The organism is Parabacteroides massiliensis, assembly GCF_900155425.1.
GTDB classification, from domain to species: Bacteria; Bacteroidota; Bacteroidia; order Bacteroidales; family Tannerellaceae; genus Parabacteroides; species Parabacteroides massiliensis.
Map to the genome: position 1 here is coordinate 681,629 of NZ_LT700190.1, position 16,941 is coordinate 698,569.

Sequence of the window (16,941 nt, forward strand, 5' to 3'; positions counted from 1 at the left end):
TCTACTTTTGCAGCGTCAATCAAGGAAATGATGACAACATGATGGCGAGATAGCTCAGCTGGTTAGAGCGCATGATTCATAATCATGAGGTCCCCGGTTCAATCCCGGGTCTCGCTACTTCGAAAATCAAGCAGTTACGATATAAGTGACTGCTTTTTTTATGTCTTTTCGGATGGTTTTTATCCGAATTTTCGGGGTTTTCAAAGGCTGAGTTAACCCAAGAGTTAAACCAAAAAGAGATAAGCCGGAAAAAGGAAAAAGTCCAGATTTTCTGTTCTTGTTAAAAAGAGACAGAGAGCCTGGACTTTTATGTTAATTATGTAACCTCACGGTTATATTAATTAGGTTTGCTTGCAGAATTAAGGGATTCGTGCAAACAGAGTATAGGGTAAAATTTCACAAATTGTATTGTGTTATTCTTGTCACAAAGTTACATTATCATTTGTGTTCTCCTGCGTGGTAAATGTGTCATACGCGCATTGTGTTCGTCTCATTTTGCTGTATTGCAAATGCAGGCGGGGTAATGGAGTATTTATTAACGATCGCATTTGTGTCATATTAGCCGGTGTTTCTATCACGGAGAATCATGCATTGATAAAAAAAAGCGGCGCACACTCGGAACAATCCGAATGTGCGCCTTATTGCATATAAAAAATTGAGGGTCGAATTATCCGACTGTGACATACCGAATGACGGTATTCCAGTCTGAAACACTAATATTGATGTTGTTGCGGGAAAGATCAAAAACGATGTTTGTTTGTTCTCCTTCGTTTGCAGCCACGTTTTCCGAGTTTTTGATATTTTCGGAAGAAAGAACCAAAACCTCGTCTCTGTAAAGCTCTATGGTTATATTGTCGGCAGGTAAAATAGAGAATGTGCCTGTAGTCAAATTCCCGTTCTCTATTAAAGTTGCCGGAATGATATATTCAATATCGTTGTCGGTCAATTCGCCATTGCAGTTGAAAGAACTTTTAGTTCTCTTGATTTTATAATAATAATTGCCTTCTTTGGAATCAAATACCTTTAAAGCCCCTTTTGCCAAAATTGACATGGAAGAGACCTTGCGCTCGATCCTTAATTCTTGTGCAGTGGCTTTTGTGGAAGAGCGGTATAGAACGATTTGTCCGTAAAATAGGTCTCCCGGCAGGCTGTTGGCAACGCCGTTGTTTTGTTTCAGGCTTACTTGCAGGTCGGAGATGATGTTGGCTCGGTTCATATTGCAGATTTCTTCGCTTTCGTTCGATAGGCCAGACCAGGCAATAACCGTGATCTTGTCAGCCTCCGGGCAACTTATTTCGATCGGCTTGACCTGCAAAAGATACTCTTTGTTTACCGTGATTTGTTTGTAGAAGTCGTTGTTCCCATCGAAAACATACAATGTCGTGTTTTTTACGTCTCCATTGGCTGTTATATCCGAGTTGTTGGAATACGCTTTCAAGATTACATAAAAAGGAACTTCTGTCTCTAAAGGGACTCTATCGTCTATGACTGAAGTGGAATCGCCATCGGCAGAACAACTTGCGAAAGACAAAACAATGGACAATGTCCAAAAAGAAAACAAACAATTTGTGAAAATTTTACCCTTTTTCATGACCCTAATTTTTTATATGCTCATTAATACCCCTATACTCTGATGGAACTTTTTTCAGGTTAAGACCCTCATCAAAACCTTTGTTCCCTTTTTAATACCGTAAAAATATCAAGGTTTTTTGAATGTTACGATGGTTCCGTGTGTAAAATATGTTAAACCGATCAAAATAACAGGAGATAGTGTCAATCGGGGTTGGTTAAGCTATCATTACGGCCCTTAAAGTTGTCGATCGTTCAGGGGTGATAGTTTTTGGGAAGTATGCCATGTTATAACTCCTTATCTATTGGATATGATTTGTGTGCGTGTAGAGAACACAGACGGAAAAAAGTGGCGCACACGCGGAACAATCCGGATGTACGCCTATGCATATAAAAAATTGAGGGTAAAATAAATCAAATGAAATATTTTTCTGTACAAAAATAGAATGTCTTTTTCTGTTCTACAATAATATGCGCGTAAAAGATGTTAAACCTATCAATATGTAGGTGTTCGTGTCATCTTTGGGGGATCGGAATCTATATGAAAAAGATAATGATTATCATTGCGGTTTGAAAAATAGTTAGTGTTAAATATCTCGTAAGAAAAATATTTTTACCATCTTTGTCGTGTAATATCGATGAGGGATTTGTGGACGTATAGAAGGATATATAATAAATGCATATAAATATGAAGAAAAAATCTCTGTTCAGGAGGGTGAGTGGAGTATTGACAGGGCTTCTTTTCAGTACTTCATTAATTTGGGCTGCCCATGAAAACGGACAACTATTCGGTAGTGAGACATTGATTGTAGTGGTGATTCTACTACTTTTCTTTGTTCCCCTGTTTCTTTATATGAGAAAATTGCACTCCAATATGAATGACCGTTCGGATCGGATCATCAAGGAAAACGCTGTACTTGAAAGTCTGAATAAAGGAATTAGCGCCCGAAACGAAGAACTTGTTTCCCGCAATAGATCGTTGGAAGAGCAAATCGAGCAACAGGAAGAAAGATATCGGGTCCTACAGAAGCAGAAAGACAGCCTGTCGCAAGCCAATAGTGATTTGATCCGAGAGAATAACGAACAGGAATTGACGATCTCCACATTGAATAATAATAAAAAAGAACTGGAGCAACTCATCGTAGCCAAGATTAAGGAAAACGACATAATCCAGCGCGAAGCTGCTGACAAACTTGCCGAAGCGGAAAACCGCCTGAAAGACGCCGAGAGCATCCACGACAACTACTTTATCGAGACTATCCACGAAATGCGTACCCCGCTTTCCTTGGTACAGGGTTCTCTTGCCTTGGTAGTACAGAACAACGATCCCGGAAAAGACATGTCTGTCCAGTTGTTTTCCGCCTATCGTAATACGCTTGCCATGCAGGACTTGGCGGACCAGTTGATCGGCACGAGCCGCTCGAACGATGTCGCCAACTATTTGCGTATAGCCCGTTACGACATGGTCGAGATCACCCGTCAGATTTGCGATATCTTTGTCGATTGGGTGGCTATGAACAATGTCGATTTCCGTATCAACACGCAGACCCCCGCCCTTTGGGTATGGATGGACCGTCGCAAGATGGAGTTCGCTTTGCGTATGTTGTTGTCGAACGCTTTCAAGAATACGTTTGCATATGGAAAAGTGACGCTCGATATATCCGTCGTAAAGGAAAAAGGGAAGGCCTACAGCACGTTAGTCCTGACAGACGAAGGTCTGGATGAAGGCGAAACTACGCGTCGCGGCTTGAAGCAGATCATGAACATGACCGAGGCAATAGGCGGCATGTACCGGAGCAAGTCGGATAAGTACGGTACTTCCTACACGATCATGATCCCGCTTGGCAAACAACATCTGTTGGATCGCCGTGTCGAGTTTGTAGAACCCGAATCTGATTTGGTAAAACTGAATGCCCGGCAGAAAGAAGAAATCGCCGAACTGATCCAGGTGATCCCGCAAAAGAAGGAAACCGGGAAGAAGCTCCTTGTGATCGACGACAGCGACCAAATCCGTTGGTTCCTGAAGCATGTGTTTTATAATGAATACCGGGTACTGGAAGCCCGCAACGGGCAGGAGGGGATAGACGTCGCTTTGAAAGACGAACCGGACCTGATCCTTTGCGATGTCATGATGCCGGTGAAAGACGGTTACGAGACTTGCCGTGAAATCAAGAATGATCCCAACATGGCGCAGATACCTGTCGTGATGTTGACGGCCAAGGTCGAGAGTGAAGAGGTGATTGCCGGTATCGAAGCCGGGGCAGACGATTACATCACGAAACCTTTCGATGTGGAAATCTTGCGAAGCAAGATCAACAGTCTGATGAAGAAGAGCGAAGAGATGAAGCGCAACTTCTCAAATTCTTCCGCTTCCTCGCACGATGAAGAAAGTGTACGGCCGGCCAACCCGTTCATGGACGCTGTCATCAAAAATATCGAGAAACACCTCGACGATTCGACTTTTGTGTCAAAAGTGTTGGCAGACTCAATGAATATGAGTCTGCCAACATTGTATAGAAAAATTAAACAATACTCAGATCTGAGTATTCTCGAACTGACGCGCAACATACGGCTGAAAAAAGCCGCCGAATTGCTTGCCTGCCAGCAATACTCCGTACAGGAAGTCGCAGAGATGGTAGGATTCAACGATACTGCCACATTCCGCAAACGCTTTACCGAGCAATACGGAGTTACCCCTTCGCAATACGGAGTTCCGGCTTAAGGCCGGGCGTTCCGTTTGAATATGAAGACCGCAAAACTAAAAATATCTCAAAAGCAGGTGCAAATAAATCAAAATAACCACTTAGAGCTTTACCGATTATAATTGAGAGTCACACCCCTAATGTGTCTTTGCTTTTTCTCCCACCTTTGCAATGTTGAAAGACAATACCCCAAACAACACCATAATCTATAGGGTAAAAAGAATTAAGAATCATTCTATAAACGAATTTATTAACTTATTAATTTAGAAGAATATGAAACTAAGAAATTTAATGTGTGCAACAATGATCGCATGTGCGTTCGCTTCTTGCTCTAACGACGATGTGATTGGGAATGGCCCGGATGCAAAGGGAGATGCTTCTCTGACGATTGATCTTGGCGTAAAGTCTACAAAAGCAGTTATTGCAGCAGAGACTGAAACTGCTGTAAATGATATTAATATCTTTTTGCTTGAGCAAGAAACAAACACCGTTATTAATCGTGTCTATCTTACTTCGGGTATTAAATCGGATTATACTTACACTTTTGACGATTTGGAAGTAGGCCAGAAGCTTTATTGTGTGGGTTTCGCTAATTTTGGAAAAGAAATGACAACCGTGCCGGCGAATGAAGTAATAAGTGTCTCTGACAATATCGGGGGAACAAATTTACCGATGCATGGTCTTTCAACAGATGTTACAATTGCTGCCGGAGAGAATGAAACGACATTGACTTTGGTTCGTGATTTGGCTCGTGTAGAATTGGTAGGCCTGACCTTGGATATGTCGCAGCAGGGAAGTGAGAATGCATTTACTGCCGGTACGTTTAAATTTGATTTTATTTCAGCATCTGTGAACTTGGCACCCAAAAATTCTACGGTTACTTTTGCAAAACGCGGCTCAAATAGTGAAAGATCCTATGCTGTTGGAAATGATTTTGTCGGAGGTTTGGCTGCTGGCACTTGGGTATGGGATAATCATCAGAATAGTGAACAAATCAGTTCTTACATAAAATCGGATGCTTCTGAAGATTTTGCAGTGTATACAATCGGTGAAACAGCGGCTGCAGTAGCAGTAACAAAACCTGAATCTATTGTATTCTATGTATTGCCTAATGAAGCGATTAAAGGCGAATCATATACGAATGCCAATCCTACCGCTTTCACGCTTAATGGTAAAATGGTTGTGGAGAATGCAATACGTAACGGAGAGACAATTAGTAATACATACAACAGTTATTACAATATTGAGATTGGTAAAACCGGAACAATAGAAGGACAAGACGCCGGTGCAGGTATCCTTCCTAATAAAAACTATAAAATATCTTTAGCTGTTGCCGGTATTGGCGGTGGTGAAGATGGCAATAGACCTGCTCTGAAAGTTAAGACTGTGGTTTCTGACTGGGATGACGTTTCTCAAACTACTCCGGTCAAATAATACCTTTTTTATATCCCCAAAAGTGCTTCCTGCCCGGGAGCACTTTTTTTGCTTTTATGCGGAAGGAGCATGTTGCCCTTTTTCCATTAGCTTTATAGGTGTATATCGCAGGATAAGAGCTAAAACTATCACATCGGAAGTTTGATAGATTCGTCTATAGACAACGAGAGAACTACCTATCTTTTCCGTTTTATTTGTAACCTATCTTTGTATTGTGATTCTTTAATAAGGTAAAAAAACAAAATAATATTTATATCTATGAAACTGAAAAGTTGCTTTTTGATAACATTAATAGCCTGCGCATTCTTTTCGTGTTCGGACAATGATGATCCGGTGAATCTGACGATTACACCTGTCGTACCGGATGCAACATTATCATTGGCTGTCCGGACGGATGGGATAAAGACAAAAGGTGGATTTATAGGCAATGATGTTACAGGGACAGAGGTCACTTGGGACAAGAAGGTGAAAACGTTGACGGCGGTGATTTTTAATAATGGAGCATACAATGGCAACAATATGAAGGTCGGTTCTATAGCGGCCCTTTTTACGCAGAACTACGCGGACCCGACAAGCAAAACCGTGATTGACGGTGAAGTGAAATCCGGGGGAATTAATTTATTGTTGATCGCAAACTTGGATGCCGAAGTGTTGAAAACACTGACAAATTCTGTCAACAGCACGAATGCGGATAGCCGTTTGACATTAGAACAGGTAGTCGCTTTAGCAACACCTCTGTCGTCGGAAACGGAAGGTAATGGACTTACGATGAGTAGTGCCGTATTGCCACTTGAGCTTGTCCCGGGAATAAACTTCGTGGGGTTCGGGGCTAAAGGCGCATTAACTGTTGAGGGCTATGGTTCAGGAACAGAGGTTTATGGAGACAAGGCTGTTGAGCTGATCCGTACGGTTGCAGCCATCAACCTGAAAGGCGTTTTATTGCCGGAGACACCGGATGCAGGAAATCCGGAATATAAAAATGTAAGTTTCACGTTGGATTCTGTTTTTGTAGCCAATGTGAAGAGCACGGCCGGAATCGGGACTTATGGCGAAGTGAAGACAATCGAGCAGTCGCCGATGGCAGATGGAGCTCTTGATCCTACATATTATCGGGCTCCTGAAAACTTTGCATCCTATGTAGGAACCTATAAAACAGGAGAAGCCAAAGGCGATAATTCAATGTTACGGGTTTTGGACCCGGTTCAAACAATAGAAGCCCGGACGGGGACGAATGCAAACACTGCGGCTCTCGACTGGGAAAACACAAGCGCCCTCGTCCCTCCTTGCTATGTCTACCCGAACCAAAATGGTGAAACCGGTGTGGAAGGAAAACGTAACTACACCTTGTTGGTCTTGAGAGGAACCTATCGATATAAGATAGGCGATAATGAAGAAATGACCGAAAAAGATCGCTACTATACGGTTATCGTCAATGACCTCAGCCAGGGCGGAACGATCACCGGTGATGAAGGAAAGACGGATGTGCGTATCCAACGCAATACCAAATATAATGTGGCCGTGCAGATATTGGGTTCCGGTTCGGACGATCCGTTCAGCCCTGCCGCTTTCGCGCATGTTGCAGCGCAGGTCAGGGTTGCAGACTGGAATGTGATCGAAATAGATGAAGAAGTAGATTGATGTGGGATAGGGTAATAATAAGATATAAATATAGTATTATGAAGCATATATCATTTATAAAACAGTCTTTTTTGCTGGCGGCAGTCGCGCTTGCGGCCATGCTGACGGGTTGCATCAAGGACGAGCTGGCTGAATGTAGCAAACTGACGTTGAAGGTCGAAGGGCTGAACGGCACGGATATCACAGATATCACCGGTCTGGGATTGGTGGAAGATGCCACGCTGTATATCTTCGATGAAAACAAGAAATTGTTGGAAACACGCAAACTGGACAAAGATTTCATCCTTTCGAAAGAAGCCATCAAACTGGATAACTATCCGGACAACACGAAATTGAATATCATAGCCTGGGGTAACCTCGAAGGAGGCAACCAGGCGGTCACCGACCCGAAACAGTTGGAAGACTTGAAGGTGCAGTTGAAAAGCTCGGCCGACGGATTCGCACAGTCTCCCGACAGCCTCTATTTCGGAACGAAAGAAGTGACTTCGCTCGGCAGCGGTATCGTCGGCGGTGACGGGCAGGTGGTGATCCGCCTCAAAACCGGGACATACACGATCAAGACATTGGGCCTGAACAACGCTTTGAGATCCTATGGCTTGAAAAGCGCGGCCGATTTCGATTTCTATATCAACCGCACTTTGAATACGCACGACAATAAAGGAGCGCTGACCGGCGACAGTGTCGCTTATAATCCGGAAGGAACCTACGATACGGCGCAGGAATGGCTGACGACCGGAGTCATCGATCAGGCCCGGTTCGGCGGCAAGCAGAATTCTTTCGCCGGCGAGGACCTCAGCATATCGATCTCCAGCAAAGACGGGCGGATCAATAAGACGGTCTATGTGGACGACAATGGCGATCCGTTCGAAATACCCGAAGGCGGCCGTTTGGATGTGTTGCTCCTGTTTGGCGAAGACGGGACTGTTTCGGCCAAGATGCGTATCACTCCGTGGGGAGTAGTGGAAGAGGATATAATATTTTAATCTCTAAAGAAGAACAGATATGAAAATAAGAAACATAATAGCAGTCGGTTTGTCGTTGTTCGCTTTGGCAAGTTGTTCGAAAGACAACCAGCCCGTGAATGTGAACGACCTGAAGGATGCCACGCTGGATATCAAGGTGAAAGCATCCGCCCCGGGTTCGTCCCTGAAAGCGGATGGAGACGAGAACGCGCTCGAAGGCGAGATGAATATCAACAGCATAGCGGTTCTTTCATTCACTGCCGACGGTTCGCAACTCCTGGTCGATCCTTATTGGACAAACGGAATGTCGGTGTCCGGGGGAGAAGCAACCGTGCTGAACGTCCCGACAAAAGCAACAATTGCGATGATCGCCATCCTTGCCAATGTGCCGGCAGACGCATTCAAGGGAGTGGCTTCTTATGGAGATTTCCAGACACGTCTGGCGCAGTTGTCGGACCAATCGCAGTCGAGCCTCGCCATGAGCGCCCAAGTGATTACCTCCGACGACCGGTTGGAAGAAGGTGATAACTATATCGGATATTCGACACAGACAAACATCAACAACCTCTCTTCTCCATTGGAACTGACCCGCCTGGCTGCCCGTATCGAACTGAAGAGCGCATCGACAAATTTCGAAACGAACGATAAGTTGAAAGGCCGTACCGTCCGTATCAACAGTATCTATTTCGCCAATCGGAAAACCGCTTCGCGTTATGCCAGCACGGCCTATTGGGGTGCAGTGATGGCCGACGGAAACCTGGATAACAGCCCGGCTGTCACTTTGGGGCAGAACCTTCCGCTCTCCGGAACACCTTTCCGCCAGTATGTGATGGAAAATACGGATAGCGAAAATCCTACCGCGATCGTTATCAACGCCACGATTTTGGCCAACGCCGCTTATCAGGCGGAAACGAAAAACTTCTCGGCTGTCGTCAACGAAAATGGAGTAGTGTTGAAAGGCGATCCTCATAAGTATGTGAAACGCAACTACATCTACCGTCTGAATATATCTTTCGGACCGAACAGTTTCGAGGGCATCGATATCGATGACCCGACACCGCCTGATCCTCCTACGCCCCCGACGCCTCCTGCACCTTCCACCGGAGACTTGAGCGTAAGCGTTGAAGTCGTAGGATGGGGCCCTGTCAACCAGGAAGTAGTAATAAAATAGCGAGAAGGGTAAAATAAATAGAAACATAAAAAAATTAGAACTAATGAAACTAAGAAACTTATTTTTAGCAGCCTTGGCCATCTGCACGATGGCAAGCTGCTCAAAGGACGAAACGACCGATTATTCCCGGATGGGAGAGGTGGATGCTTATGTCTCTTTTGGGGTGACTGCGGCTTTGGAGACAAAAGCGACAGCTGATAGTGAAATAAAGGAAAAGGAAGCTAAAGTTCAGAAATTGACGGCTCTGATATTTAAGGGGACCGATGATAATGCGACCTTTGTGACATCAAAGACGGAGACAGCGACAGGAGAGGCCACGATTAGCGAGATCAAGCATCTTGTAGTAAAAGTCACTCCTAATGCCGACGGAACGTCTTCTTCTGATGAATTTATTGCTGTCTTTTTAGGTAATTGCGAAGAAATTGCAACGCCAGCCACATTGGGAGCTCTGAAAAATGCGGTCTTGACAAAGAAGGCAGATTCGTATGCTATCGGTTCTGTTCTTCCGATGGTCAGCAAAGAAATCAAGATAAAAGGACTTCGCCCTAACATTAAAAAGGGAGATGGCAGTACCGATTGGTATGAGAATTGGGTTAAAAACGGAGGCGGTGTAGTCGCAAATGCAACAGCATCCGAGACAGATCCGGAAACCGCCCCTGATGCGTATAAGGCAACAGACTATGTTGTTTTGACCCGTTTGATATCAAGGGTACAGGTTGAATCTGTCAAGTTGAAACTGACGGAATATCCCGGTGCTTCCATAACACTGAAAAAGATTGCTTTAGCAAATGTCAAAACTCAATCCGGATTCGCAGGAGGTACGGGCGATTATGTAAGAGGGTATGAGTCCAGCGCTTACACTCCTGTCCAGTATTGGATTGCTCCTAATAGTACGGTAGAACCGAATTATGCAAGTGCTGAATATACTGATATTACAGCAACTAATAATGAAGAAAAATCATTCGATTTTGAAACAGGTAGGTTTGTAAAATACATCTTTTCCAATGCTGCCAGGACAGCAGAAAATACAGATGCCGTTCATACGGATGGGATTTATGAAACCGGTCTTATTTTGGTTGTAGAGTTTAAGAATGCGGCGGGCGTGAAATCCACGAAGCACATGCGTGTCCTTCTGAAAGATAACGGAGCGGATGATGTACCGGAAGTTTTGATGAACCATGTGTATAAATTGAATATCACCATTACCGGAGAAGGCTCTGCAAACGAAGATGATATCAGGCTGAACGCCCATATCTCTGCAAAGATCGAAGTCGCTCCGTGGAACGTGATCGAGCAGAACGAAGAAGATGCAAACTGATCGATAGGACATCGATTTCTGAATATCGGAGGAGGCAGTCAAAACGGTCTTGTCCCCGCGTCAAACGCGAGAACAAGGCTGTTTTGACTGCCTTTTTTGTTTTAGGGCGGGAATGCCATTGGTCGCAATCATGCAGAAAGTGTTTTGTCGTTATTTCTATCGCATTTAAAGGGTGCGCCTCTCAATCTTTCCTTTGTTATTTTTACCTATTAATCTTGAAAGTTTCGCCTATCGCCCCCTCTTTATATTCCCTCTACTTTTGCAGATGTTAGTTAAACGAAAAAATATTAGGTTATGAAACTGAAGAATATACTCTCCGTTATTTGCATCCTCTTGGCTGTCGTTTCTTGCTCAATGGAAGATGAAGTTTTAGATGGAAATTCGACAAATTTGATTCTGGAGAAGGGGTCAGCGTATGTTACAGTTGATATTTCAACCGCCAAAGCTACAACAAAGGCGGTAAGTCGTGGTGAATCTCATATTAATGGGAGTTTGGCAGGAGACTACATTAATTCTTGTTATTTGTTGCTGCTTGATAATGATGGCAATATTGTTAATCGCGCATTTGCGACAGAACTTTCGGGTACTACAGTAAAATACGAAAAGAATATATTGGTGAAAGTCGGTGCTGTGACAAAGATAATCGCAGTTGTGAATGGTTCGCATTTACATGAAAAACTGGATGCTTGTACTACTTTGTCTCAGATAAGAGCTATTAGAGATGACAAGGCTGAACATAGAGTGAAAGTTGGAGAAGGAACTATTTCTTGGCCGGAAGGTTTTGAAGGTTCGTCTTCAACAACTGGAAATTTACCATCAGTTACGGTCTCCATTGAAGCAGTTCAACGTACAGCTGTTGTCGATCTTACCGGATTCTATGTCAAATATATGGATGGCGTCGAAACAACAGAAGTACGTTTAACAGAAGCATGGTTTACAAATCTTAAAAAGAATACCGGTTTATTTGAAGAAGGGACTGATGATTTTTATGATACGAAAAACTTGATACCGATGGAAATATTAGATTCAGATAAAGGTGAGATGGTGGATAATATTTTAAAACCATCCGTATTGGATATAGAAGCAAAGGTTGATAATTTTAAAGATCATATTAAAACACAGGGTACACCTTTGAATCATACGAATTGCTTTTTTTCAGCGGTCTTTCCTAATACAGTGAAAACTAATCCTGTGACTTTACATTTGGCCTTTACGGTAGACGGGAAAAGAGAAACGCGTGATTATGTGATTAATCCGGATAGAGCGACAAATACAACAGGGCATGGTTGGGTGGAACCCGGTAATTGGTATCGTTTGAATGTTATAGTTCATGTTACAGCGGCAGGCATTGAATCTTTGGAGGTCGTTGGATGGAATGAAGTTTTGATAGGTGGAAATAATGGGGTAGAATTTAAATAATCAAGAAAAATTAATTAGATATGAAAAAGTATATCAATTTATTACTCTTGTGGTTGTTGGCTTTTTCGTCTTGTGTGGATGAAGAAATCATATCAAATGTGAAAGAAGGGGAGAATGTGACTGTTAGTCTGAATCTTTATTTGCCAAATCCCTCACAGATAACCACACGTGCTATTACTTCGACTGAAGAAGCGAAGGTGGAGGTTTTGAAAATACTGGTTTTTGATAATAAGGGCAATTATCTGCCGGAACGTTCGGTCTCTTCTGTAAAAGTCGAGAGTTCGGAGCAGACTGTTGATGATAACGGCGGTTCACTTATTGCGAAGAAGATACCTATGCAAATGGCAAATGATAATTTGTCTTTGGTTGTTTTAGCAAATGTTGTAAATGAAGGAGAAACTAATGATGGAACTCTGACGACCATTCCTCAAATTCAGATTAATGATACAAAGAGTTCTTATTTGGCTCGTTTGGCTTATACGGTCAATGAAAAATGGAATGCAACCAGTACGGAAAACTATCGTCGTTTCCCGATGTGGGGTGAGTATACAGGTCAGATATCAGCTACTCCTATAGAAGTAGATTTATTGAGGGCTTTGGCACGTATCAATGTCTCTTTTTCAGAAGATGCGAGCAGTAATTTTACATTGACATCCATACGGGTAAATAACTCATTGAGTAATGGTTTGATCGTTCCCGATTCTCGCTTACAGGATAAAAATGTTATAACTCCTACTTTGCCGGCATCACCCAATGTGAATCCGTCATTGGTATATGAAGGGGATGCTGTAAACAACAATACCTGTATAAATGAAATCTATATTCCGGAAGCAGGCAAATCAACATCTTCTATTTCTTATGACGGGGTCTATCTGACTATGGCAGGAGAGATTGGGGGCGTGGACAAACTATATCGTGTTTATATGACTAATACAGGTAAAGTAGGCGGTACTGCGTTGGATATTCTTCGTAATCATACTTACAAGGTACATGTGTCGAAGATCGGAGCGGGAGAAAATGATATAACTGTCAATATAGAGGAGATGAGTGATGTGTACATACGTTCTCCATACGAGCAAAATACATTAGCAGTAAGTTCGAATTTATTTTATTTCAATATAGGGCAACAAGCGCCGGCAAATTTGAATATTACTACGACATGGGGTGAATGGAAGATCGTCGATGCAATGTTGGATGGCTTCACAATAACGGAAAATCATGAAAGTAATAGCGTTGTTATTTCGCCTTCTGGTTTTAATAAATTGGCGTCCGGGTATTTCTTTGTTCAATCAGGCCAGTTGAAAAAGAAAATCTTGGTAAAGATCGACCCGGAAGAAACAGCCAATTGCTATATTCGTTCGGAATCAGGAACTTATCCTTTGAATATAAGCGTAAAGGGTAATGGCCGTGAAGGAATGATTGCCGATGGCAAACAATTGTTGACGGAAGAAGAGTTGAAGTTGAAACCATCGAAGATCGGGATTATTTGGGAAACATCCGAAGGATTGGTTCGCTTGGATAATGGGAACGGAGTGTATGATCAAACAAGTGTACAAGTTGATCCTGATAATGATTTTAGTGGCGTTGTTAATTACCATGTCGATATAGATAAAACTCCTAAGAAGAAAGGCGGAAATGCTTTAATTGGAGCTTTTAACAGTGCAAACGAATGTATCTGGTCGTGGCATATTTGGGTTGTCCCGGGTGGAATTACAACAGAAAACTGGGGTGGAAACTCTAAGGACTATACATTTATGGATCGTTATATAGGAGCATTATCCAATAATCCGGGTAACGATGCTTTGGGCTTATTGTATCAGTGGGGGCGTAAAGATCCGTTTATTGGAGCGGCCGGACCTCAAAATCAGGTAAGGCAGAACACCTATAATTATCAACCTTGTGGTTCTGGTACACGAACTTATACTTGGGGAGTTACAGAAACGACAAGTCTGGCGCAATCGATTAAGTTCCCGACCGATTTGTTAAAAACAGGTTTGTGTAATGTAGATCAAAACGGAACTTATTTATGGGGAACGCCTTCCGGTATGGAAATGTATTCAGGAAGTGCAGTAAATGAGGGGAATAAAACAGTGTATGACCCATGTCCGGTTGGATATCGAGTGCCTCCTCTGTTGGCTTATTTGTTCCATAGCGATGAGAACTATAAAAATAATTATAATGGGAATAATTATTATATACCGTCAGGTTCGAATTATAGTGATAATGCTTCTCATTATGGTTTTTGGATTAACTATATCGCAAACAGTCGGCCGAGCGTTACCAACTCATCTGTTTCTGCCACAAATAGCACATGGTTCCCGTTAGCGGGAGTTTATGATCCTAAAAATATGAATGTCGGGGAAAACGTAAATTATAGTTTTTCTGAAGTAGATGATCAAAATTCATTGAAAGTGAATAGTATTGTTTGGACAAATACTCCTATTAAATATGGAAAGAATGGGGATGATTTTAGGCCTGGCGCGATGTTCTTGCATGGAACGGAATATGGAAATACAAGAAATGGCCGTCATCTTCATAAATTTATAGAAACATCTTATGACTTATATGCACAAACACAGTTCGCGGGTTCTGTACGTTGTGTGAAAATTCAAGAATCTCAGGATTTTAGTCAGTTGAATGAGTTCCCGGAAAGAATAATTTTAGATGCAGCTGAAGGCTCAAAGAAATCAGCAACAATTAAAGTTATCAACGAAACTTGGGAAGTCATTAACCCGGGAGCGCCTTGGTTCTATCTTGACAAATATTCAGGAGATCCGGATGGTGGTGCAGGACAAACGTTAGTCTTTACTGCATCGGAAGAAAATGCAGGCGCACAACGTGAAGCAACTTTAATAGTAAAGACTTCGAAGGGCAGTGAATATTCGATTAAGGTGGTTCAAAAGGTCGCTTCTTATACTTTCGAGGCATCACCGAATAAACTTACTTTTGACTGGAATCCGTCTAATAGTCAAGATATAACTGTTACAAATAGCAAGTATGACTGGAGTGTTCAATCTGGATATGCAGAATGGCTGACTGTAAAAAGGAATGGAAATAGGTTGACTGTTTCTGCATCTAAGAATAGTTGGTATCAAAGAAATACAGTTGTTACTTTAAAAGACTCAAACGGGGAAACGATATCTATTGCTGTCACTCAGAACGATAGATGGTGGTAAGTTATTATTAAAATTAAAAAGAATATGAAAACGAATAATTTGATATATATTTTTTCATTTATACTTCTCTTTGCTTCTTGTTCACAAGAAGACCTCGTGAAAGGGAATGATAATGATGTGGTAGCCAAAATTCGGTTGGAATTGACCGATATGCAATTGCCAGCTGTGACAAAGGCTGTCTCTACAGACGAAAATCGAATCAATGATTTGTGGCTTTATATGTTTAATCAATCAGATGAGTTGATTTATCAGGTAGTAGGTTCCGTGGGTACTGATGGAGGAACGGCTAAAGCTGTAACTGCCAATTTGAAAGCGACTCAGGAACCAGTAACATTGATGGCATTGGCTAATGTGTCTTCAATTACACACGAATTTGCTTTGAATACATCAAAGGCTGATGTTTTGAAGAGTTTGATTTTTGATGTCCCGTCTCAAGAAGGTTCTGTTTCTATTCCGATGTGGGGTGAGGTGGATTTGCCCGAGGGTTTGTATACGGATGATACTCCAATTGCAATCCCGATGACACGTTCTTTGGCTTGTGTGGAAGTTCTTGTAGATACGGACTTGGTAATCAATTTTGATTTGGAGGAAGTTTATCTGGTCGGGACTTATGATAAAGGTTTTATAGCTCCGATTAAGTCGGATGGGACTTTGCAGAAAGGAACGATTTCAATACCGTCCGGTGCTAAAGGAGAACGTGTTCTTAGTGAAGCTTTTCATAAACAGAACTTGAATAATGCAAGAGCGAAGTTTTATGTTCCCGAAAGCCTTTTGAAGACTGAAACGTTTCCCAGTGGTGAACCAAGTCGTAGTTTATGCTTGATAGTCGGAGGATACACGACAATAGACGGAGTTGGAAAGTTCGGTTATTATCGATTGGATTTTTTGTTGCAAAACACAGAAAATGAAGATATGAATGTCAAAAGAAATGTCCGTTATATTTTTAAGATCGATGCAGTTCATGAATATGGAGTCGGTTCAGCCAAGAGTGCATTCGAAAAATCTATTCCGGATAATGCTTCTCGTATTTCAGCTTCAACGACAGTTATGATCGTGGGTGATACGTCGTCACAAGGAAATTGTATTGAGAAAGGTTTGAATGATATTACAACTGATGGTGTGGATTATTTGGCAGTAAATACATCTACACCGATTGCTTCGTATAATGATGAAAATGGTATGTATTATGCGAAAATTCAGATTTTTACTAATTATCAAGGAGGATGGCAAATGATTGATATGCCTGAGGGTATCATTGCCCAACAGAAAAGAGGTGATGTAAATGTTTTTTATGAAACATTTATTTGGATTGACGATACTGTCTCATTTCCTGCTGTGTTTTATATAAAAGCAGGTGGAGTATGGAAAACAATTACTATTGGCCGATAAATCCGTACCTAATTTATTTCGGATCCCTCCACAAACTAACCCAAACCATGCCGGGAACTATTTCAAACCATACCAGATAGTATTGGTAGGTAGTTACTATGTAAGGACGATATGTAGTACTATGTATTCGTGATAGCTGGTACTACATATGCCGGATATGTAG

10 protein-coding genes and 1 tRNA gene are annotated in these 16,941 nt (G+C 42.2%); 10 read left to right on the forward strand and 1 reads right to left on the reverse strand.

Annotated elements, in window-relative coordinates; all coding sequences use genetic code 11:
- The first annotated feature begins 43 nt into the window (after window positions 1-43).
- A tRNA-Met gene (locus tag BQ9893_RS10235) sits at window positions 44-117 on the forward strand.
- Between the two features lie 550 nt (window positions 118-667).
- Here the strand turns inward: BQ9893_RS10235 and BQ9893_RS10240 are convergent.
- Window positions 668-1,591 carry a FimB/Mfa2 family fimbrial subunit gene (locus BQ9893_RS10240; protein WP_075965935.1) on the reverse strand — a complete coding sequence of 308 codons (924 nt, stop codon included), beginning with the start codon at window positions 1,589-1,591 and terminating at the stop codon, window positions 668-670.
- A gap of 666 nt (window positions 1,592-2,257) precedes the next feature.
- Between BQ9893_RS10240 and BQ9893_RS10250 the strand changes: the two genes are divergently transcribed.
- The 9 genes from BQ9893_RS10250 (at window position 2,258) to BQ9893_RS10290 (ending at window position 16,778) form a co-directional block, all read left to right on the forward strand.
- On the forward strand, window positions 2,258-4,291 hold the full coding sequence (locus BQ9893_RS10250) for a response regulator (RefSeq protein WP_075965936.1): 2,034 nt from the start codon (window positions 2,258-2,260) through the stop codon (window positions 4,289-4,291).
- A gap of 253 nt (window positions 4,292-4,544) precedes the next feature.
- Window positions 4,545-5,705 (forward strand): hypothetical protein, encoded by a 1,161-nt coding sequence (locus BQ9893_RS10255; RefSeq protein ID WP_081415427.1) that lies wholly within the window; start codon window positions 4,545-4,547, stop codon window positions 5,703-5,705.
- Window positions 5,706-5,963: 258 nt separating this feature from the next.
- Window positions 5,964-7,343 carry a fimbrial protein gene (locus tag BQ9893_RS10260; protein WP_075965938.1) on the forward strand — a complete coding sequence of 460 codons (1,380 nt, stop codon included), beginning with the start codon at window positions 5,964-5,966 and terminating at the stop codon, window positions 7,341-7,343.
- 38 nt (window positions 7,344-7,381) lie between these two features.
- Window positions 7,382-8,326 carry a FimB/Mfa2 family fimbrial subunit gene (locus BQ9893_RS10265; RefSeq protein WP_075965939.1) on the forward strand — a complete coding sequence of 315 codons (945 nt, stop codon included), beginning with the start codon at window positions 7,382-7,384 and terminating at the stop codon, window positions 8,324-8,326.
- Between the two features lie 19 nt (window positions 8,327-8,345).
- Complete coding sequence (locus tag BQ9893_RS10270; RefSeq protein ID WP_075965940.1) at window positions 8,346-9,476, forward strand: fimbrial protein; 1,131 nt, start codon at window positions 8,346-8,348, stop codon at window positions 9,474-9,476.
- Between the two features lie 43 nt (window positions 9,477-9,519).
- Window positions 9,520-10,794 carry a fimbrial protein gene (locus BQ9893_RS10275; RefSeq protein WP_075965941.1) on the forward strand — a complete coding sequence of 425 codons (1,275 nt, stop codon included), beginning with the start codon at window positions 9,520-9,522 and terminating at the stop codon, window positions 10,792-10,794.
- Window positions 10,795-11,088: 294 nt separating this feature from the next.
- A complete protein-coding gene (locus BQ9893_RS10280) occupies window positions 11,089-12,213 on the forward strand; it encodes a hypothetical protein (protein ID WP_075965942.1) in 1,125 nt (374 codons plus the stop codon).
- A 20-nt stretch (window positions 12,214-12,233) separates the two neighbouring features.
- On the forward strand, window positions 12,234-15,389 hold the full coding sequence (locus BQ9893_RS10285) for a BACON domain-containing protein (RefSeq protein ID WP_075965943.1): 3,156 nt from the start codon (window positions 12,234-12,236) through the stop codon (window positions 15,387-15,389).
- A gap of 24 nt (window positions 15,390-15,413) precedes the next feature.
- Window positions 15,414-16,778, forward strand: coding sequence for a hypothetical protein (locus BQ9893_RS10290; protein ID WP_075965944.1), 1,365 nt, complete (start codon window positions 15,414-15,416; stop codon window positions 16,776-16,778).
- Window positions 16,779-16,941: the final 163 nt, after the last annotated feature.